Source organism: Streptomyces sp. NPDC020958 (assembly GCF_055562175.1).
On the sequence record NZ_JBVHFU010000016.1, the window covers coordinates 1 to 19,646 of the forward strand.

A 19,646-nucleotide genomic window follows, 5' to 3' on the forward strand; every position below is an offset into this window, starting at 1 on the left:
ACCTGCGCTACGCGATGTACGACAAGTACTTCAAGAAGATCGGCAACTGCGTGGGCCCGTCCACCTGCGCGGCCGGCACCGGCAAGGACGCCTCGGACTACCTGCTCTCCTGGTACTACGCGTGGGGCGGCTCGACCGACACGAACGGCGGCTGGGCCTGGCGCATCGGGTCGAGCCATGTGCACGGGGGTTACCAGAACCCGCTGGCCGCGTACGCGCTGAGCTCGTACGCCGACCTGAAGCCCAAGTCGGCGACGGGCGCGACGGACTGGGGCACCTCACTGACCCGGCAGCTGGAGTTCTACCGCTGGCTGCAGTCGTCCGAAGGCGCCATCGCCGGCGGTGCGACCAACAGCTGGCAGGGGCGGTACGCGAGTCCGCCGGCGGGTACGTCGACCTTCTACGGCATGTACTACGACTGGGAGCCGGTGTACCACGACCCGCCGTCCAACCAGTGGTTCGGCTTCCAGGCCTGGTCGATGGAGCGGGTCGCCGAGTACTACCAGCAGACCGGCAACGCGCAGGCCAAGGCGATCCTCGACAAGTGGGTGGCGTGGGCGCTGTCCAAGACCACGATCAACCCCGACGGGACCTATCTCATCCCGTCGACGCTCCAGTGGTCGGGGCAGCCGGACACCTGGAACGCGTCGAGTCCCGGTTCCAACAGCGGGCTTCACGTCACGGTGGCCGACTACACGAACGACGTGGGCGTGGCGGCCGCGTACGCCAAGACGTTGACGTACTACGCCGCCAAGTCCGGTGACGCGACGGCGAAGTCGACGGCGAAGGCGCTGCTCGACGGCATGTGGAACAACTACCAGGACAGCCTGGGGATCGCGGTGCCGGAGACGCGGGCCGACTACAACCGGTTCGGGGACGCCGTGTACGTCCCGAGCGGGTGGAGCGGGAAGATGCCGAACGGGGACGCGATCAACTCGTCCTCGACGTTCGCCTCGCTGCGGTCCTTCTACAAGAACGACCCCGCGTGGTCGAAGATCCAGGCGTACCTGGCGGGCGGCGCCGCGCCGGTGTTCACCTACCACCGGTTCTGGGCCCAGGCGGACATCGCCCTCGCCATGGGGTCGTACGCCGAGCTGCTGGAGTAGTCCGGCCGATACAGCCCGCGCCCCTGACGGGGCGCTCCAGTGGGCGGCCCCTGCCTGCACCAGGGGCCGCCCTTCCCTCTCCGGAGAGGACTTCTCCCGTGCGAAGAACCCGCATCCTCACCGCCGTGCTCGCCCTGGCCGCCGGCTTGCTCGTCGGTGTCCCGCCCGCGGTCGCCGCGGACGGCGGCGCACCGGACACGCTCGCCGCCGACACGTACACCTGGCACAACGCCCGGATCGACGGCGGTGGTTTCGTCCCCGGGATCGTGTTCAACCGTACCGAGAAGAACCTCGCCTACGCGCGTACCGACATCGGCGGTGCCTACCGCTGGTCCGAGTCGACCAGGAGCTGGACGCCGCTGCTGGACTCGGTCGGCTGGGACGAGTGGGGGCACACCGGTGTGGTCAGCCTGGCCTCCGACTCCGTCGATCCGGACAAGGTGTACGCGGCCGTCGGGACGTACACCAACAGCTGGGACCCGACGAACGGCGCCGTGCTGCGCTCCTCCGACCGGGGTGCCCGCTGGCAGAAGGCCGACCTGCCGTTCAAGCTGGGCGGGAACATGCCCGGGCGGGGCATGGGCGAGCGGCTGGCGATCGACCCGAACAAGGACAGCGTGCTGTACCTGGGCGCGCCCAGCGGCAAGGGGCTGTGGCGGTCGACGGACTCCGGGGTCAGCTGGTCGCAGGTGACCGGCTTCCCGAACGTCGGCGACTACCAGCAGGACCCGAGCGACACGACCGGGTACGCCAGCGACAACCAGGGCATCGTCTGGGTCACCTTCGACGAGTCCACGGGCACCTCCGGCAGCGCCACGAAGACCATCTACGTCGGGGTCGCCGACAAGGACAACGCGGTGTACCGGTCGACGGACGCCGGCGCGACCTGGACCCGGCTGGCCGGCCAGCCCACCGGCTACCTCGCCCACAAGGGCGTGCTGGACGCCAGGAACGGCTACCTGTACCTGGCCTACAGCGACACGGGCGGCCCCTACGACGGCGGCAAGGGCCAGTTGTGGCGGTACTCGACGGCGACCGGTGGCTGGACGAACATCAGCCCGGTCGCCGAGGCGGACACCTCCTACGGTTTCAGCGGCCTGACGGTCGACCGGCAGCACCCCGGCACGGTGATGGCGACGGCGTACAGCTCCTGGTGGCCGGACACCCAGATCTTCCGCTCCACCGACAGCGGGGCGACCTGGACGAAGGCGTGGGACTACACCTCGTACCCGAACCGCTCGAACCGCTACACGATCGACGTCTCGTCCTCGCCCTGGCTCACCTTCGGCGCGAACCCGTCACCGCCCGAACAGACGCCGAAACTGGGGTGGATGACGGAGTCCCTGGAGATCGACCCGTTCGACTCGGACCGGATGATGTACGGCACGGGTGCGACGCTGTACGGCACGGAGAACCTGACGAAGTGGGACAGCGGCGGCCAGTTCACCGTGACGCCCATGGTGCGGGGCCTGGAGGAGACCTCCGTCAACGACCTGGCCGCTCCCCCGTCGGGCGGCGCCCAGCTCTTCAGCGCGCTCGGTGACATCGGCGGCTTCCGGCACACGGACCTCACCAAGGTCCCGTCGATGATGTACACGTCCCCGACCTTCACCACGACCACCAGCCTGGACTTCGCCGAGGCGAACCCGGACACGGTGGTGCGGGTGGGCGACCTGGACTCCGGCCCACACATCGCGTTCTCGACGGACAACGGCGCCAACTGGTTCGCGGGCACGGACCCTCCGGGGGTGAGCGGCGGCGGTACCGTCGCGGCCGCCGCCGACGGCAGCCGCTTCGTGTGGAGCCCGGCCGGCACCGGCGTCCAGTACACGACGGGCTTCGGCTCGTCCTGGTCGGCGTCCAGCGGCATCCCGGCCGGCGCGGTCGTCGAGTCCGACCGCGCCGACGCGAAGACCTTCTACGGCTTCAAGTCCGGGAAGTTCTACGTCAGTACGGACGGCGGCGCGACGTTCTCGGCGTCCGCCGCGACCGGCCTGCCGAGCGGGGACAGCGTGCGCTTCAAGGCGCTGCCCGGGACGAAGGGCGACGTGTGGCTGGCCGGCGGCGCGTCGGACGGCGCGTACGGCCTCTGGCACTCGACGGACGGCGGCGCGACCTTCACCAGGCTCTCGAACGTCGACCAGGCCGACACCGTCGGCTTCGGGAAGGCGGCGCCCGGCGCCTCGTACCAGACCCTCTACACCAGTGCGAAGATCGGTGGCGTCCGGGGCATCTTCCGTTCCACGGACCGGGGCGCGACCTGGATCCGGATCAACGACGACGCCCACCAGTGGGGTTGGACGGGTGCGGCGATCACGGGTGACCCGCGGGTGTACGGCCGGGTGTACGTCTCGACCAACGGCCGGGGTGTGATCTACGGCGACACCTCGGACGGCGGCGGAGACGGCGGAGGCGGGGGCACGGGTCCGACGCCGCCGGCCGGCGCCTGCGCGGTCGTCTACCGGATCACCAACCAGTGGGCGGGCGGTTTCCAGGCGGACGTGCGGCTCACCAACACGGGCTCGACGCCGTGGAGCGGCTGGACGCTGGGCTGGTCGTTCGCGAACGGGCAGACGGTCGGCCGGCTCTGGAACGCCGACTGGGCCCAGTCCGGCAAGGCCGTGACGGCCAGGAACGTGAGCTGGAACGGCACGGTGGCCGCGGGCTCCTCGGTGTCCTTCGGTTTCACGGGCACCTGGACGGGTGCCAATGACCGGCCCACGGCGTTCACCCTGGACGACCGGACCTGTACGGCTTCCTGACCGGCGCGGGACACGGGTCGGCCTTGCTGAAGGCGCGGAGGGTGAAGCGGGGGTCGGGGCGGCGGCGGTCCTGGTCCGGGAGGGCCGCCAGCCGCTCGGCGAACTCCGCCACCCGGGGGTCGTCGGGAGGCAGCACGGTGAACCAGCCGCGTCGCAGGTCGGCGATGGTGGAGCGGGGGCTGCGGCCCTGGCCGAGGCCGGGGAAGGCGCCCTGCCCGGCGGGAGACAGTCCACTGTGCCGGGCGTGCGCGGTGACGTCGGCGGCCGCGTCCGGTGGGGGGCGGCGCGGGCGGTCGGCGAGCACCGCGTCGATGTCGCTGCCGACGTCGTGCGCGGCGGCTTTGTCGACGGTCGTGACGTACACCCCGCCGGGGCGCAGCACCCGCGCGCACTCCGCGACGATCTCACGGACCTCGGCGCTGTCCCGGGCGAGGTGGAGCAGCCAGACGGTGGTGACCGCGTCGAAGGTGGCGTCCGGGAAGGGGAGCCGCCGTCCGTCGGCGCGCACGACCGTCCCCGGCAGCCGGGCGGCGGCCGTGCGGGCCATGGCGTGCGCACGGTCCGCGGCGGTGACCCGGAGGTCCGGGCGGGCGGCGGCCAGACGGCGGGTGACGATGCCGGTGCCGCAGCCGAGGTCGAGCAGCCGGCCGGGGCGGCCGGACAGGCCGCCGGGCTGCCCGGCCCGGTCGGGTATCAGGCTGAGGACGGCGTTCGCGGCCGCCGCCGCGCGGGGCTCTCCGCCGCGTGTCGCGTCGTAGCCACCGGCTTCCTCGTCGTAGTCCAGCACATGGCTCAGTGTGCGCCGTGGCCTGGGGCGATGTCCTCCACCCTGCGGGCGAGTTCGAAGTCCTTGGCGGTGACGGCGCCGCCCGCGCTGTGGGTGTGCACGGTGAGGGTGACGGTGTGGTACCCGAGGGTGAGGTCGGAGTGGTGGTCGAGTTCGTCCTGGACCGCGGCGATGTGCATGACCAGCGCGGCGGCGGCGACGTGCGAGTCGAGGCGGTAGGCGCGGGCGAGCCGGTCGCCGTCCACCGACCAGCCCGGCAGCTCGGCCAGCCGGTCCTCGATCTCCTTCTGGGACAGCGGTTCGACGGCCATGGTGCGGTGTCCTTCCCGGTTCTGCGGCGGCTTGCGGGGGCTTCGAGCGTACGGGGTGGGGGCGGTGCCGGGCGTGCGACGCGACCGTGATCGGTCCCGGCTTCCGGCCGGCGTCCCCGGTCGGCGTCAAGTGGGCTCGTACGGCGTGGTGTTGACGCGACGAGGGTTTCGCGCGTAGACACAGGAGGCCGCCTCGACAACGTGTGCGACGGCGGCCTCGCGTGGCAGACTGCACGGGTACTTGTGCACGTAGGGGAGGCGTGGCGTGAGTGAGCGGCGTGCTGCGCCCACGGTCGGTCAGGTCGTGCTCGGCAAACGTCTGCAGGAGCTGCGGGAGGCGGCGGGCCTGGGCCGGGACGAGGCGGCGCGGGTACTGCGGGTGGCGCAGGCCACCGTGCGGCGGATGGAGATGGCCGAGGTCGCGCTGAAGATCCCGTACGTCCAGGTGCTGCTGGAGACGTACGGGGTGCCCGAGGACGAACAGGCCGCGTTCGTGCGGCTCGCCGAGGAGGCCAACCAGCCGGGCTGGTGGCAGCGGTTCCACGACGTGCTGCCGGACTGGTTCAGCCTCTACGTGAGCCTGGAGGGCGCCGCCCGGGTGATCCGCTCCTACGAACCGCACTTCTTCCCCGGCCTGTTGCAGACCGAGGCGTACGCGCGGGCCGTGATGGAGGCCGGGACGATCGGCCACACCGACCCCGCGGCCGTGGAACGGCATGTGGACCTGCGGTTGACCCGGCAGCGGCTGCTGGAACAGGACGATCCGCCCCACCTGTGGGTGATCATGGACGAGACCGTGCTGCGCCGCCCGGTGAGCGTCGACTGCGCGGTGATGCGCGACCAGGTCGACAAGCTGCTCGCCTTCGCCGAGCGGGACCGGATCACCCTCCAGCTCGCCGAGTTCGCCAGTGGCCCGCACCCGGGGACGTACGCGCCGTTCACGCTGTTCCGGTTCGCCGAACCCGAACTGCCCGACATGGTCTTCACCGAGTACCTGACCGGCGCCCTGTACCTGGACTCCCGGGACGAGGTGGGGGCGCACCTGGAGGTGCTGGACCACATGACGGCCCGGGCCGCCTCCGCGCAGCGGACCGGGGAGCTGCTGCGGAAGTACCGCGACGAACTCTGAGGAGCCCAGCACCGTGACCGCATCCGAGCCCGCGCCTCCCGCCATCGACACCAGCCGGCCGCACCCCGCGCGGGTGTACGACTGGTGGCTGGGCGGCAAGGACAACTACCCGGTGGACGAGGAACTCGCCCGCAGGATCCTGGCCGTGGACAGCACGGTGCTGCGCGGGGCGCGCGCGAACCGCCGGTTCATGCAGCGGGCGGTCCGGGTCGTCGCCGAGTCCGGCACCCGGCAGTTCCTGGACATCGGCACGGGCATCCCCACCGAGCCCAATCTGCACCAGGTGGCGCAGGGCGTCGCACCGGAGTCGAAGGTGGTGTACGCGGACAACGACCCGATCGTGCTGCGGCACGCGGAGGCCCTGCTGCGCGGCACCGTGGCGGGCGGCACCGCCTATGTGCACGCCGACGTGCGCGACCGCGACACCCTGCTGGCCAGGGCCGCCGAGACCCTGGACTTCACGGAGCCGGTCGCGCTGTCCCTGGTGGCGCTGACCCACTACCTCGGCGACGACCCGGACGGCGACGACGCCTACGGGCTGCTGCGCGGGTACGTCGAGGCGCTCGCCCCGGGCAGCCACCTGATCCTCTCCCAGGTCACCCCGGATCTGAGCCCGGCGGCCGTCGAGCAGGCGGCGGCGAACTTCCGGCGCAGCGGGACGCCCTTCCACCCGCGTTCGCTGCCCGAGTTCTCCCGCTTCTTCGACGGTCTGGAGCTGCTCGGCCCCGGCGTGATCCCGGTCTCCGGGTGGCGCCCGGACCCCGAGGACGTGGTCCTCCAGCAGGAGGGGATCGTGCCGGTGTACGGCGGGGTGGCCCTGAAGGTGTGACCCGTCCGGGCGCCCTGAACGGGTGCGTTCCCTCGCCCGCCCCTAGCGTCGAGACGGAAGGGGGCAGCAAGGGAGGCGAAGGAGGACCGATGCCCTCGGACGCGGTGTTCTACCAGGCGGCAGCGCTCTGTCTGACCTATCCGGACGACGACTTCATCGCCCGGCTGCCGTTGCTGCGCGAAGCCGCTCCGCAGCTGCGGGAGTTCACCGACCATGCGACGGTGACCCCGCCGCCGGAGCTGGCCGCGCACTACGTGCGGGTCTTCGACTCCGGGAACCGGCACAGCCTCTACCTCAGCCGGTGGCAGGACGGCGACACCGGTCGGCGGGACAGGTGCCTGGTCCGGTTCGAGGACGTCTACAAGGCGTACGGCATCGAGTTCACCGGTACGGAACTGCCGGACTACCTGCCGGCCGTGCTGGAGTTCACGGCCCGCACCGGTGACACGGACCTGCTCACCGAGCACCGCGTCTGCCTGGAGCGGCTGCGGGGCCGGCTGACCGACGTCGGTACGCCCTACGCGTGCGTCCTGGACGCGGTCTGCGCCACCCTGCCGGCCGCCCGGGAGTGAGTTCCGGCGGTGTCCGTCCTGCGGTGTCTATCCTGCGGCGCCCTTCTCGTCGTCCACGATCTCCGCGTCCACCACGCCCTCCTCCTCGGCCTCCGGTGGCCGCTGGTCCTCGGCCGAACCGCCGCCGGCGGCGGCCGACGCGTACATGGCCTGGCCCATCCGCTGGCTGACCGTGGCGAGCTTCTCCACGCCGTCGCGCAGGGCGGCCGTGTCCGCGTTCTCCGCCAGCAGCCGCTTGAGGTCCGCCACCGCCGACTCCACCTCGGTCCTGGTCTCGCCCGCCACCCGGTCGCCGTTGTCCCGGAGGAAGCTCTCCGTCTGGTACACGAGCTGCTCGGCCTGGTTCCGGGTCTCCGCGGCCTCCCGGCGCCTGTGGTCCTCCTCGGCGTACTGCTCGGCCTCCCGCATCATGCGGTCGATGTCGTCCTTGGGCAGGGCCGAACCGCCGGTCACGGTCATCTTCTGCTCCCGCCCGGTGGCCAGGTCCTTCGCCGAGACGTGCATGATCCCGTTCGCGTCGATGTCGAAGGCCACCTCGATCTGCGGCACCCCCCGCGGCGCCGGCGGCAGCCCCGTGAGGTCGAAGACGCCCAGCTTCTTGTTGTACGCGGCGATCTCTCGCTCGCCCTGGTAGACCTGGATGCCGACGGAGGGCTGGTTGTCCGCGGCGGTCGTGAAGATCTCCGAACGCCGGGTCGGGATCGTCGTGTTGCGCTCGATGAGCCTGGTCATGATGCCGCCCTTGGTCTCGATGCCCAGGGACAGCGGGGTGACGTCGAGCAGCAGCACGTCCTTCACGTCGCCGCGGATGACACCGGCCTGCAGGGCCGCCCCGACCGCGACGACCTCGTCCGGGTTGACGCCCTTGTGCGGGTCCTTGCCGGTGAGTTCCTTGACCAGGTCGGTGACGGCGGGCATCCGCGTGGAGCCGCCGACGAGGATGACGTGGTCGATCGCGGACAGCTGCACCCCGGCGTCCTTGACGGCCTGGTGGAACGGCTTCTTGCAGCGGTCCAGCAGGTCCGCCGTGAGCTCCTGGAACTGGGCGCGGGTCAGCTTCTCGTCCAGGTGCAGCGGCCCCTCGGCGGACGCGGTGATGTACGGCAGGTTGACCGAGGTCTCGGTGGCGGACGACAGCTCGATCTTGGCCTTCTCGGCGCCCTCCCGCAGCCGCTGCAGCGCCATTCTGTCGTTGCCGAGGTCGATGCCGTACTGCCCCTTGAACCGCTTCACGAGGTGCTCGACGATCCGCTGGTCCCAGTCGTCGCCGCCGAGGTGGGTGTCGCCGTTGGTGGCCTTGACCTCGATCACGCCGTCGCCGATCTCCAGCAGCGACACGTCGAAGGTGCCGCCGCCGAGGTCGAAGACGAGGACCGTCTGCTCCTCGCCCCGGTCGAGGCCGTAGGCGAGCGCGGCGGCGGTCGGCTCGTTGATGATCCGGAGCACCTTCAGGCCGGCGATCTCCCCGGCCTCCTTGGTGGCCTGCCGCTGCGAGTCGTCGAAGTACGCGGGCACGGTGATGACCGCGTCGGTGACGTCCTCGCCGAGGTAGGCCTCGGTGTCCCGCTTGAGCTTCTGCAGCACCCGCGCCGACAGCTCCTGGGCGCGGTAGCGGGTCCCGTCCACGGATCCGGTCTCCGGGAACCGCCAGTGGGCGTCGCCCATGTGCCGCTTCACGGAGCGGGCGGTGCGGTCCACGTTCGTCACCGCCTGCCGCTTGGCGACCTCGCCGACCAGCACGTCGCCGTTCTTCGCGAAGGCCACCACCGACGGGGTGGTGCGGGCCCCCTCGGCGTTGGCGACGACCGTGGGCTCGCCGCCCTCCAGCAGGGCCACCACCGAGTTCGTCGTACCGAGGTCGATCCCGACCGCACGTGCCATGTCCGTCCCCTTCCGCCCGGGCGCCGCCTCGTCTCCAGCACAAAACCTGAGCGGGCCGTTGTCAATGCCGGGTACCCCGGGAACGGCGATGCCGTGCCCCCCGGACGGGGACACGGCACCGGCGGGGTACGGCGGTCAGGCGAGCTTCGCCGACAGGGTGATGGTGGTGCCGGTCAGGGCCTGGCTGACCGGGCAGTTCTTCTTGGCGTCCTCGGCGGCGGCGGCGAAGCCGTCCTCGTCCAGGCCGGGGACCGTGCCCTCGACGGTCAGGTGGATGCCGGTGATGCCGGTACCCGGCTGGAAGGTGACGTCGGCGTTGGTGACCAGCTTGGTGGGCGGGGTGCCGGCACCGGTCAGGGCGTGCGAGAGCGCCATGGAGAAGCAGCTGGAGTGGGCGGCCGCGATCAGCTCCTCCGGGCTGGTCTTGCCATTCGCCTCCTGGGAGCGGGCGGCCCAGGTGACCGGCTGCTCGGCGATGCCGGAGGAGTCGAAGGTGATGACACCGTTGCCCTCGGTCAGGCTGCCTTCCCAGACGGTGTGTGCGGTACGCGTGGTAGCCACGGTTGTTCCTTTCGGCGGATGGACCGGTTCGCAACCCCCATCCGATCACATCCCGCCTCAGCGCACGCGGAAGACCGGCCCCCTCGCGCTGAAGGGCAGGCGGGCGCCCTCGGGGATCAGGTAGGCGTGTTCGCGGCGGACCCGCAGCACGTCGCACCAGCCGTCGGTGATCACCAGGACCGGCGCGGCCGGCGGGAAGTCGTCGGCGCGGTGCAGGAGGTCGATGCCGGGCTGCAGGACGGTACCGCCCCGCCCGTGCACCCGGACCCGGCCCGCGATCTCGGTGGCCGGCAGGTAACCGGCGTCATGGGGCGCCGCGTCGCAGAAGACGACCCGGACGGCCGGGACGTCGCGGGCATCGGCGTAGGAGGCGATGGCGCCGAGCGCCTTGCCGAGCAGGGTGCGGTCCATGGAGCCGGAGGTGTCGAGGACCACGCCGAAGGTGCAGCGGGCGACCTCCTCGGGCGGGAAGTACCGGCCTGCCCGCGGGATGTCGGGGGTGGACGACTGGCGGCGCGAGGGGCGGGCGTAGGACCGTACCGCCACCGGACGCGGTACGAACTCGTCGAACCAGCGGGCGAGTCGGGCGTCCCAGGGCAGCGGCGGATGGCTGAGCGCGCGGATCTCCTCGACCAGGCCGCCGGGCAGCAGGCCCCGCCCCTGCGACCGGTGCAGGTCGAGGCCCTGGCCGAGGCCCCGGCGGTAGAACTCGTCGAGGTCGACGTACGCGCCCGGCGGTCCGAGCGGCGCGCCCAGGACGTCGCCGCGTCCCTTGCCGCGCAGGGTGGCGAGGCGCCGTGCCCGCCGCAGGTCGCCGGCGATCCGGTCGTACACCTCCTCCGCGGAGAGGTCCTTGAGCTCCGGGTCGTGCAGCAGTCCTTCGGGCATCGTGCCGACCTGCATCTCGACCAGCCAGCCGTTGATGACGTAGTCGCAGGCGATGTTGAACAGGTAGGGGTCGCGGCCGCCGAGGCGGTCGCCGTGGCGCAGCGCGGCGTGCAGCATCTCGTGGGCGAGGACGAACCGCCACTCCTCGTCGTCCATCGTGCGCAGCGGGTTGACGTAGATCTCGCCGGCCTCGGGGTTGACGGCCGCGACGGCGATGTCGTGAGCGCGGGCCAGTTCGGCGTCGGCGACCAGCCTGATCCCGGCCGCGATGCCGCCGAGCAGCGGGTAGGAGGAGACGAACCAGCTCAGCGCCTGCTCCCAGGGCCGCAGCGGGGTCGGCGGGCCGCTCATCGAGGTGCGGCGGCCGCCGGCCAGGTCCATCGCGCGGGACATGGTGCGGGTCAGCGCGTGCGCGAACCCGAGCTGCCAGTCGGGCACCTGACCGGCCCACCGGTTCCAGGAGAGCAGCAGCTGGTCGGGGTCGCCGCCGCTGGTGCCGCCGCGCTCGTAGGCGGCGGGCACGCCGCCCGCGCGGCGCCAGCCCGCGGCGAGCCGGTCCTCGTCGCCCTCCGGGTAGGACGCGGGCAGGTGGTCGGGGGCCTCGCCGACCGGGAAGGTCTCCAGGAAGCGGTTGACGACGGCGCAGCGGGCGGCCAGGTCGTAGCGGTCCGGCTGGGTGCGCGGGCCGGTGGCGGCGGGCAGGTGGCCGAAGCCGAGGTGGAGGGTGCAGTGGGCCAGCGCCCAGGCCCACTCGGCGGGTTCGGCGCGCCGGGTGGCGTGGGCGTGCAGGACGCCGTCGGAGTCGGCCCGTACCAGCCCCTCGTGCGGGGCGAGTTCGCACTTCTCGTGCCGGCAGAGGGTGCACTCGACGGCGCGCAGGGCCGGGTTGGCGCGTAGCAGCTCGACGCCGGCGGCGAAGTTCTCGGCGGCCGGGTCCTGCTTCTTGCGCGGGGCGGTACGCCTCACCGGCGGGCCTCCACCAGCCGGGGCATGTCCCGGGCGGCCTCGATCAGGAACCAGGCGGGCAGCACCGGGTTGCCGTCGGCGTCGGAGGCGATGACGGTCTGGGCGACCTCGACGGAGATCTCCGCGAGCTGGACGAGGAGCGACTTGGCGCGGTACGCGGTCGCCCGGCCGTTCGCCGACATGTGCTCCTTGGCCGCGGGCAGTTCCTTGACGAGCCGGCCGCGGAAGGACTCGGCGAGGTAGTACAGCAGGTCGCGGTCCTCGACACGGTGCGGCCAGCCGGCGTCGCCCCGCAGGATCGCCTCCAGGCCGAAGCGGCTGCGCACGATCTTGACGTATCCGCAGAAGGCGGTCGCGTGCGCGGGGGTGAGCGTGCCGTGCGCGAGGACCTTCAGGGTGGCCTCGTCGAGGTCCCGTCCGAAGGAGTGCAGGGCGTCGGAGAGCATGTGCCAGGAGCGCGGGGTGGAGAACGGCTCCTCGGTCTTCGGCGGCTTGGACCACAGGTGGTCGGGCCGGTCGGTGAGGTGATCGAGGATCCACGGGTGGATGCCGTTGCCCGCGGCCCAGGCGAGCCAGTCGTGCGCGGACGCCTCCAGATGGACGTGGGCCAGGCGGTTGACCAGGGCGGAGGCGATGGGCCTGGCGAGGGCGTTGTCGGTGGCGCGGTTGCCGGCGCCGATCACGATGGAGCCCTTGGGCAGTTCGTAGTTCCCGATCCGGCGGTCCAGGATCAGCGAGTAGAACGCCTTCTGCACGTCGGAGGTGGCCGCGTTCAGCTCGTCGAGGAAGAGGCAGTACGGCTCGTCGCGGGCGATGGCCTCGGGCGGGCAGAACACCGACCGGCCGTCGCGGATCTGCGGCACCCCGATCAGGTCCTCGGGGGCGAGCTGCGTACCCAGCAGGCTCACGCACTCCAGCCCCAGCGACTCGGCGAACTCCCGCACCAGGGAGGACTTCCCGATGCCGGGCGCGCCCCAGAGGAAGACGGGCCGCACGGTGGCCAGGCCGAGGAGGAGTTCGGGGATACGGGCGGGGGTGACGGTGACGGCTGCCTGCAAAGGGGAGGCTCCTGAGGGGTGTTCGGGCGGATCGCTTGCGACCGGCTCGAACAGTGTGTGCCGGGAGCCGCGCGAACGCAGCCGATTTTTCACCGGTGGGGACACGCCCCGGCCGGCTACGCGGCCCGCTCCCCCTCCGTGGCCAGGGGGATCTGCGGGCCGTCCGCCTCCAGGAGCCAGCGCCGCAGCACCCCGTGCACCGCCTCGGCGCCCACGAGTTCCTCACCCTCCGCCACCGGGGCGGACACACCGGGCGGCGACAGCAGGAACGGCCGTCCCTGCGCGCCCCCCAGTCCCCCGTGCGAGCCGATCTGCTCCTCGAACGCCAGGACCTCGCCGTCCTGAGGGTCGTACCAGGAGTTGACCATGATGTCGGCGGTGTGCGGGAAGGAGTGGGTGCGCCGGACGGCGTCCGCGGCGCCCGGCCCGAAGGCGGCCAGCGGTCCCGGCTGGACGTCCAGCCGGTCGAGCGGGATCTCGGCGCCGTGGGCGCCGAGCACCACCCCGCCGTGTTCCTCGCTGCGGACCAGCAGGAAGCCGATGCCGGGGTGGTTGGCGAGGGTGGTGAGCAGCGCCGGGTGGCGGGCGTCCAGCTCCTCCTTGGTCATCCGGTGCGGCACGTCCGGGAAGGAGATCAGGCCGAGGTTGCCGGAGGCGAGCACGACGGGTTCCGAGTGCCGTGTCGGCCGGTGCTTCCCGCCGCCCTCCTCGACCGGTCTGCGCAGGGCGGCGCGGACGGCGGCGCGGGCCTCGGTGCCGCTGTGGGTGCGTTCGGCGCGGCGCGGCACGGGCAGTCCGCAGCCGGCCCTCACCAGGTCGCCGAGGGTGAGTCCGTAGCGGGAGCGGAAGGTTTCGCCGGGGCTCTGGCCGTGGTCGGAGAGGACGACGATCCGGTACCGCCGGGGGGCGTGCTCGGCGGCCTTCTCGATCAGGGCGAGGGCGCGGTCCAGGCGTTGCAGCACCTTGTCGGCGTCCTTGCTGTGCGGGCCGGAGTGGTGGGCGACCTCGTCGTAGGCGACCAGGTCGGCGTAGACGGCGCTGCGGCCGCCGAGCAGGTCGCCGATGACGGCGGCGACCACGACGTCCCGTTCGACGACCGTCGCGAAGGCGCGGACGAGGGGATAGAGACCGCCGCGGCCCACCCGCGGGCGCTGCCTGCGCAGCCGGGCCGTGACGGACTGGCCCACCTCCCGGCCGACCTCGGCGAGGAAGGAGAGGGCGGTGCGGACGGCGTTGGCGGGGTCGGCGAAGTAGGCGAAGTAACCGGCCCGGGAGCGGTTCTCGCGGCCCCGGCGGCGGATCGCTATGGACAGCACCAGGGCCTGCTCCTCGGCACCGCCGCTGAAGAGGTTGCCGCGGCTGGCGCCGTCGACGGTGAGCAGCCCCCCGTCGGCGGTGCGCTCGACGGCGCGGCGCTGGAGTTCGGCGGCGCTGGTCGGCCGGTTGCAGACCATCACCTCCTGGCTGTCCTTCTCGTACCAGCGGAAGGCGGGGACGTCGAAGTTCGAGCCGTGCAGGATGCCGAGCTGGCTGGCGCCGGTCTGGCTGGACCAGTCGGTGCGCCAGGGGGTGAGCCGGTGGCCGGCGGCCAGCCAGGCGGCCACGGTGGGCATCAGGCCCCTGGCGACGGCGGCGGTGAGGACGTCGTGGCCGACGCCGTCGAGCTGGAGGAAGACGGTGCCGGGGGCGGTCGGGCAGGGCGGGTGGGATCTGCGGCGGCGGGTGGCCAGCCGGGACAGCCGGTGCCGGTAGGCGTCGTCGTCGCGGACGGCGAGGGCGCCGCCGGTGGCGGAGGCGACCGCGGACATCACGGCGGCCACGATCACGGCGGTCTCCGGGGCGGCCTCGCTCTGCCCGGAGGGGTTGATGCGCAGGGCGACCAGGAGCAGGGAGCCGTTGAGGAAGAAGACCAGGAGGCCGAGGACGAGGGCGGGCACCAGCAGCAGCAGTCGGACGAGCAGGGGCCACACGACGGCCGACAGCACACCGAAGGCACCGGCGCCGAGGGCCGCGGTCACCGCGATCCGGGTGGCGCTGTCACCGTCCGGGGACTGGAGCTGGAAGTCGGGCAGGATCCCGGCGAGCACCAGCATGGTGACGGTGGACACCGCCCACACCGCCACGCTCCGCCCGATCTGACTGACGACCCGCCGCCACCGCACGCCCCACCGACCTCGACTCGGGGACCCGCGCCGCCCGCGGATCAGTCCGCCGACCAGACTGTCATACGGGCGTCAGCCCCTGCCCCTACCGCCCGTCGTACCCGGCCGTCGGCATGGACAGACGCCGGTGGACCCGGGCCTTCATCTGGGCGTCGTAGCGGGGCTCGGCGCGGCCCACCGTCTCCACCCGCACCCCGCGTCGCGCGCACTCCGCCGTGAAGGCCTCCACCGACGACAGCGCGCTCTCCAGGACCCGTCGGCTCGGTGCCACGAAGACGTCGAGGCCGGGGCGGACGCCCGCCCACAGGGCGCTGTGGTCGTGGCGCAGGCCGCGGACCAGGAGTTCGCGGGCGACGACGTACCCGTGCTCCACGGCCCAGCGCGCGCACATCGCGTGCTGGCTGCGGGAGTCGACCAGAAAAGGGTCGATCTCCAGCTCCTCCAGGGGCGTAAGACTCGCGATGGCGGTCACCCGCACCGCCGGGAGCCCGCCGGAGGCACCCCGCACCTGTCCCATGGCGTCCCCCTCACCTCCGGGTTTCGCCGCCGACCCTACTCCTGCACGTAGGCTTCGGGGAGTCGCGCGAAGGAGGCAAAGAGGGTGCCGGTGGAGATCACCTGGTGGGGCCACGCCACCTGCACGATCGAGGATTCGGGCATACGACTGCTCACCGATCCTCTGTTCGCGCGCCGGCTCGCCCATCTGCGCCGGCGCAGGGGCGCCCCGCCCCCGCCCGAGGCCCGCCGCGCGGACCTCGCGCTCGTCTCCCACCTGCACGCCGACCATCTGCACGTCCCCTCGCTCGCCGGGCTCGCCCCGGGCACGCGCCTGCTTGTGCCCCGGGGCGCACAACGCGCGGTGCCCGCGCTCCGTCGGCTCCGGCAGCTGCGCGTCACCGAGGTCGGTGTCGGCGACGAGATACACGTCGGCCGGCTCGTCGTCCGTGCCGTGCCCGCGCTGCACGACGGCCGCCGACTGCCGGTCGGCCCGCAGCGCTCCCCCGCCCTCGGGTATGTGATCGAGGGCGCGGCCCGGACGTACTTCGCCGGGGACACCGGGCTGTTCGACGAGATGGCCGAGGTGGTGGGCCCGGTGGACGTCGCGCTGCTGCCGGTGGGCGGCTGGGGGCCGTATCTCGGGGAGGGGCATCTGGACGCCGGGCGGGCGGCGCGTGCGGTGGCACGGCTGGCGCCCCGCAGCGCGGTGCCGGTGCACTACGGCACGTACTGGCCGATCGGCATGGACGCGGTGCGCCCCCACGAATTCCACGCGCCGGGTGACGAGTTCGTGCGCCTCGCGGCCGAGTACGCGCCGGGGGTGGCGGTGCACCGGCTCGGGCACGGGGAGCGCGTGCGGCTGGAGGTCGCACGGTGAGGCTGCTGCTGGTCATGGCGGCTGCCGGGTCCACCGCGGCGACCCCGTCGTCCGTCGGGTCGGCGCAGCAGGCGATCGGGTATCCGACGCTGTTCCTGCTGGTGCTGGTCGGCGCCCTGGTGCCGGTGGTGCCGACCGGGGCGCTGGTGAGTTCCGCGGCGGTGGTGGCGTTCCACCAGACGGCGCCGTTGGCGCTGGCGCTGGTGTTCGTGACGGCGTCGCTGGCGGCGTTCCTCGGGGACGCGGCGCTGTACTGGCTGGGGCGGCGTGGGCTGCGGTCGAAGAACGGGTCGCGGTGGCTGGAGGCGATCCGGTCGCGGGCGCCCGAGGAGCGGCTGGAGCAGGCGCAGGGGAAGCTGGCCGAGCACGGGGTGGCGGTGCTGGTGCTGTCCCGGCTGGTGCCCGCCGGTCGCATACCGGTGATGCTGGCGTGTCTGCTGGCCGAGTGGCCGCTGCGGCGGTTCGCGCGGGGGAACGCGGCGGCGTGTCTGGCGTGGGCGGCGACCTACCAGGTGATTGGGATCCTGGGCGGGTCGTTGTTTCCGGAGCCGTGGGAGGGGGTCGTGGTGGCGGTCGCGCTGACGGTGCTGATCAGTGTGGCGCCGGGGGTGTGGCGGCGGGTTCGATCCCCCGGGTGACGGGGCGGTGCGGGGCGCGGGTGCCGTGGTGGTTTCTCACGCCCACGGGGCGGAGCCGCACATGGACACAGCCTCGCGCCCCTGACGGGGCGCTCTAGTTGACGGCGCTGTCCGACGAGGCACGCTCCAGGATCCTCGAACCACCCACCGGCAGGTCCCACAGGTCCTCGCGGGCCAGTTCGGCCTTCTCCCAGGCCGCCCGCACCCGGTTCAGCGGCTCCAGGACCGGTTCCGCCGACAGGATGAACGTGCCCCAGTGCATGGGGGCCATCCGCCGCGCCCCGACGTCCTGCGTCGCCCGGACCGCCTCCTCCGGGTCGAGATGGACGTCGCTGAGCCACCAACGGGGGTCGTAGGCGCCGATCGGCATCAGGGCGAGGTCGATGCCCGGGTAGCGTTCACCGACGCTGGAGAACCAGTGGCCGTAGCCCGTGTCGCCGGCGAAGTAGACGCGCTGTCCGTCGGGCCCGGTGAGCACCCAGCCGCCCCAGAGGCTGTGACAGGTGTCGGTGAGGGTGCGCTTGGACCAGTGGTGGGCCGGGACGAAGTCGAAGCGGACGCCGGACAGTTCGGCCGCCTCCCACCAGTCGAGTTCGGTGACGGTGGTGAAGCGGCGGCGCCGGAACCAGCCGCCGAGCCCGGCGGGTACGAAGACCGGGGTGGCGCGCGGCAGTCGGCGCAGGGTGGGGGCGTCCAGGTGGTCGTAGTGGTTGTGGCTGATGACGACGGCGTCGATGCGCGGCAGCGTCTCCCAGGGGACGCCGACCGGGGTGACACGGGCCGGGGTGCCGAGGATCCGGCGGGACCAGACGGGGTCGGTGAGGACGGTGAGGCCGCCGATCCGGACGACCCAACTGGCGTGCCCCGCCCAGGTGACGGCGACGGTGCCGGCGTCCACGGGGGGCAGCGGGGCGGGTTCGCAGGGCAGTCTGGATATGTCGGCGAGACCCTGGCGGCCGGGGCGGACGGAGCCCTCGCGGGCGAAGCGGGCCATGGCCTTGAGACCGGGCAGGGGGGCGGTGAGACGGTCGTGGAAGGTCCGCGGCCAGACCCGCAGTTCGCCCAGCGGGCGGGGTTCGGCGAGCGGCGGGCCGACAGTCGTGAGGACGGCAGGCGTCGTGGCGGTCGTCGTCGTGGCGGCAGGCGTCGTGGCGGTGGTGGTCGTGGCGGCGGGCGGTGTGTCGGCGGTCGTCGTGGCGGACACTTGCTCTTGCGTCTGCTGCGTCATCGAGGAGGCTCCCATCGCTGAGCGTCGTCGCGGAGATCGTCGAGTACCGACCTCAAGGACATCAACGCGCGTTGCACGTGTGGCAGTTCCAACGGCGCGGGGGACGTGAGGCATTCCAGACGTTCCTCGTCGGTGCCGCCCAGCAGCGGCCCGGTGGCGAGCCGTACCCGCAGTGCGCCCAGGTCGTCGCCGAAGCGGTGGCCGCCGGGTGCGGGAATGCCGAGGCGTGCGGTGAGGAAGTCCTCCAACTCCTGTGCGTCGCCGACGCCTCGGGCGCCGAGCCCGGCCCGCAGCGGCTCCAGGTCGACGTACAGGTGACGGCCGGCCTGCGGGGGGCGGGCCAGGGCACCCCCGGCGACGACCGCGGCGTGCGCGGCGGCGGCCACGCGCGCGTGCAGTCGTACGGCGGCCGTCCGGCGTACGACGACGGGTTCGGGTTCGTCGAGCGCGTGGCGGGCGGCGACCGCGACCGGGCCGGCGAGGCGGGCGCCCATCGCGGTGAGGACGTCGAGCACGCGCGCGTGCAGTGCCGTACCGGCGCCGTCCGCCGGGAACCGGGCCACGGCGGCGGGCCAGCCCGCCGGCAGCAGGCCGCCGGCCAGGTCGGTGACCACGGTGACCCGGTCCGGGAGCATCTCCGCGGGACTGAGCAGCACGGTGGCGTCCGGAGCGTGCAAGGTGTCGCGCCAGGTCTCGTCGCTGACCAGGTGCAGTCCCTCGCCCGCCGCCGCCTCCACGGTCTCGTGCAGCAGTTCGGGCGGGGCGACGGTGGCGGTCGGGTCGTCGGCGACGGAGAGCACGAGCAGTCGCGGGTCGCCGCCCTCGTCGCGGACCCGGCGCACCGTCTCCAGCAGCGCGTAGGGGTCAGGGACGCCCCCCGACTCGGCCGGGGTGGCCACATGGAAGACGGGCCGGCCGAGCAGCCGGGCGTACGGTGCCCACCAGGCGGCGCAGGGACGCGGCACCAGGACGTCGCCGCCGAGCGCGGCGGTGAGCGCGAGGAGCAGGGCGGGGGCGCCGGGTCCGGCGGTGAGGCGGCCGGGCGTGCCGGGCAGCCCGCGGCGGTCCCAGTAGCCGTGGGCCGCGTCCAGCAGCGCGGCCCCGCCGCCGACGGGTTCCTCCTCGCCGAGGCCCGCGGCGGCGGCCAGCGCGGCGGAGAGTTCGGGCAGGACCGGCAGCCCGTCGTCGGGCAGGGCCGGCCCGAAGCGGACGGGCCCGTGCCCCTCGGCCTCGGTGGACGTGCCCCGCGTCCGCCCGGCAGGCGTGCCGTGCGTCGGTCCGTGGCCCTCGGGGTCCGTCCGCCGCATGTCCGCCTCCGCGCAGTCCGTGGTGCCGTGTGCTGTCCGGGCCGTGCCGCCTCCCCGTGAGGGTGGCCCGCGGTGCCGGAGTGGTT

General features: G+C 73.1%; 17 protein-coding genes. 7 read left to right on the plus strand and 10 right to left on the minus strand.

Going from position 1 to position 19,646, the window contains the following annotated elements:
- Positions 1 to 1,106: glycoside hydrolase family 48 protein (locus tag ACZ3KP_RS33595; RefSeq protein ID WP_467504135.1), on the plus strand; the 1,106-nt coding region annotated here is incomplete at its 5' end.
- Positions 1,107 to 1,204: 98 nt separating this feature from the next.
- Positions 1,205 to 3,868: a cellulose binding domain-containing protein gene (locus tag ACZ3KP_RS33600; protein WP_467504137.1), complete on the plus strand. Its 2,664-nt coding sequence runs from the start codon at positions 1,205 to 1,207 to the stop codon at positions 3,866 to 3,868.
- On the opposite strand, the gene ACZ3KP_RS33605 is transcribed toward ACZ3KP_RS33600, so the two are convergent.
- Both ACZ3KP_RS33605 and ACZ3KP_RS33610 read right to left on the minus strand, forming a co-directional pair.
- Positions 3,834 to 4,655: a class I SAM-dependent methyltransferase gene (locus ACZ3KP_RS33605; RefSeq protein WP_467504138.1), complete on the minus strand. Its 822-nt coding sequence runs from the start codon at positions 4,653 to 4,655 to the stop codon at positions 3,834 to 3,836. The two genes, ACZ3KP_RS33600 and ACZ3KP_RS33605, sit on opposite strands and share 35 nt — an antisense overlap.
- Positions 4,656 to 4,660: 5 nt before the next feature.
- Complete coding sequence (locus ACZ3KP_RS33610) at positions 4,661 to 4,966, minus strand: 4a-hydroxytetrahydrobiopterin dehydratase (RefSeq protein WP_467504140.1); 306 nt, start codon at positions 4,964 to 4,966, stop codon at positions 4,661 to 4,663.
- 265 nt (positions 4,967 to 5,231) lie between these two features.
- On the opposite strand from ACZ3KP_RS33610, the gene ACZ3KP_RS33615 reads away from it, so the two are divergent.
- The 3 genes from ACZ3KP_RS33615 to narJ all read left to right on the plus strand — a co-directional run bounded on the left by ACZ3KP_RS33615 (position 5,232) and on the right by narJ (position 7,496).
- Positions 5,232 to 6,095 carry a helix-turn-helix domain-containing protein gene (locus ACZ3KP_RS33615; RefSeq protein WP_467504141.1) on the plus strand — a complete coding sequence of 288 codons (864 nt, stop codon included), beginning with the start codon at positions 5,232 to 5,234 and terminating at the stop codon, positions 6,093 to 6,095.
- A gap of 13 nt (positions 6,096 to 6,108) precedes the next feature.
- A complete protein-coding gene (locus ACZ3KP_RS33620) occupies positions 6,109 to 6,924 on the plus strand; it encodes an SAM-dependent methyltransferase (RefSeq protein WP_467504143.1) in 816 nt (271 codons plus the stop codon).
- 89 nt (positions 6,925 to 7,013) lie between these two features.
- Positions 7,014 to 7,496, plus strand: a complete 483-nt coding sequence (narJ, locus tag ACZ3KP_RS33625) for a nitrate reductase molybdenum cofactor assembly chaperone (protein ID WP_467504144.1) — start codon at positions 7,014 to 7,016, stop codon at positions 7,494 to 7,496.
- Between the two features lie 27 nt (positions 7,497 to 7,523).
- Here the strand turns inward: narJ and dnaK are convergent, their stop codons facing one another.
- The 6 genes from dnaK to ACZ3KP_RS33655 form a co-directional block, all read right to left on the minus strand.
- Positions 7,524 to 9,377 carry a molecular chaperone DnaK gene (gene dnaK, locus ACZ3KP_RS33630; RefSeq protein ID WP_467504146.1) on the minus strand — a complete coding sequence of 618 codons (1,854 nt, stop codon included), beginning with the start codon at positions 9,375 to 9,377 and terminating at the stop codon, positions 7,524 to 7,526.
- A 135-nt stretch (positions 9,378 to 9,512) separates the two neighbouring features.
- Entirely contained in the window at positions 9,513 to 9,938 is a 426-nt protein-coding gene (locus ACZ3KP_RS33635) for an OsmC family protein (protein WP_132893724.1), read from the minus strand.
- A 57-nt stretch (positions 9,939 to 9,995) separates the two neighbouring features.
- Complete coding sequence (locus ACZ3KP_RS33640) at positions 9,996 to 11,792, minus strand: vWA domain-containing protein (protein ID WP_467504147.1); 1,797 nt, start codon at positions 11,790 to 11,792, stop codon at positions 9,996 to 9,998.
- Positions 11,789 to 12,850, minus strand: coding sequence for an ATP-binding protein (locus tag ACZ3KP_RS33645; protein ID WP_467504148.1), 1,062 nt, complete (start codon positions 12,848 to 12,850; stop codon positions 11,789 to 11,791). Before ACZ3KP_RS33645 ends, ACZ3KP_RS33640 begins: the two co-directional genes overlap by 4 nt.
- 116 nt (positions 12,851 to 12,966) lie before the next feature.
- Positions 12,967 to 14,967, minus strand: coding sequence for an alkaline phosphatase family protein (locus tag ACZ3KP_RS33650; RefSeq protein ID WP_467504344.1), 2,001 nt, complete (start codon positions 14,965 to 14,967; stop codon positions 12,967 to 12,969).
- A gap of 130 nt (positions 14,968 to 15,097) precedes the next feature.
- On the minus strand, positions 15,098 to 15,529 hold the full coding sequence (locus ACZ3KP_RS33655; RefSeq protein WP_132893732.1) for a hypothetical protein: 432 nt from the start codon (positions 15,527 to 15,529) through the stop codon (positions 15,098 to 15,100).
- Between the two features lie 84 nt (positions 15,530 to 15,613).
- Here ACZ3KP_RS33655 and ACZ3KP_RS33660 point away from each other — a divergent pair, with 84 nt between their 5' ends.
- Positions 15,614 to 16,387, plus strand: coding sequence for an MBL fold metallo-hydrolase (locus ACZ3KP_RS33660; protein WP_467504150.1), 774 nt, complete (start codon positions 15,614 to 15,616; stop codon positions 16,385 to 16,387).
- A 14-nt stretch (positions 16,388 to 16,401) separates the two neighbouring features.
- Entirely contained in the window at positions 16,402 to 17,025 is a 624-nt protein-coding gene (locus tag ACZ3KP_RS33665; protein ID WP_366894046.1) for a DedA family protein, read from the plus strand.
- A 94-nt stretch (positions 17,026 to 17,119) separates the two neighbouring features.
- On the opposite strand, the gene ACZ3KP_RS33670 is transcribed toward ACZ3KP_RS33665, so the two are convergent.
- Positions 17,120 to 18,253, minus strand: a complete 1,134-nt coding sequence (locus tag ACZ3KP_RS33670) for an MBL fold metallo-hydrolase (RefSeq protein ID WP_467504152.1) — start codon at positions 18,251 to 18,253, stop codon at positions 17,120 to 17,122.
- On the minus strand, positions 18,250 to 19,560 hold the full coding sequence (locus ACZ3KP_RS33675; protein ID WP_467504154.1) for an aminotransferase class I/II-fold pyridoxal phosphate-dependent enzyme: 1,311 nt from the start codon (positions 19,558 to 19,560) through the stop codon (positions 18,250 to 18,252). Before ACZ3KP_RS33675 ends, ACZ3KP_RS33670 begins: the two co-directional genes overlap by 4 nt.
- Between the last annotated feature and the right edge of the window lie 86 nt (positions 19,561 to 19,646).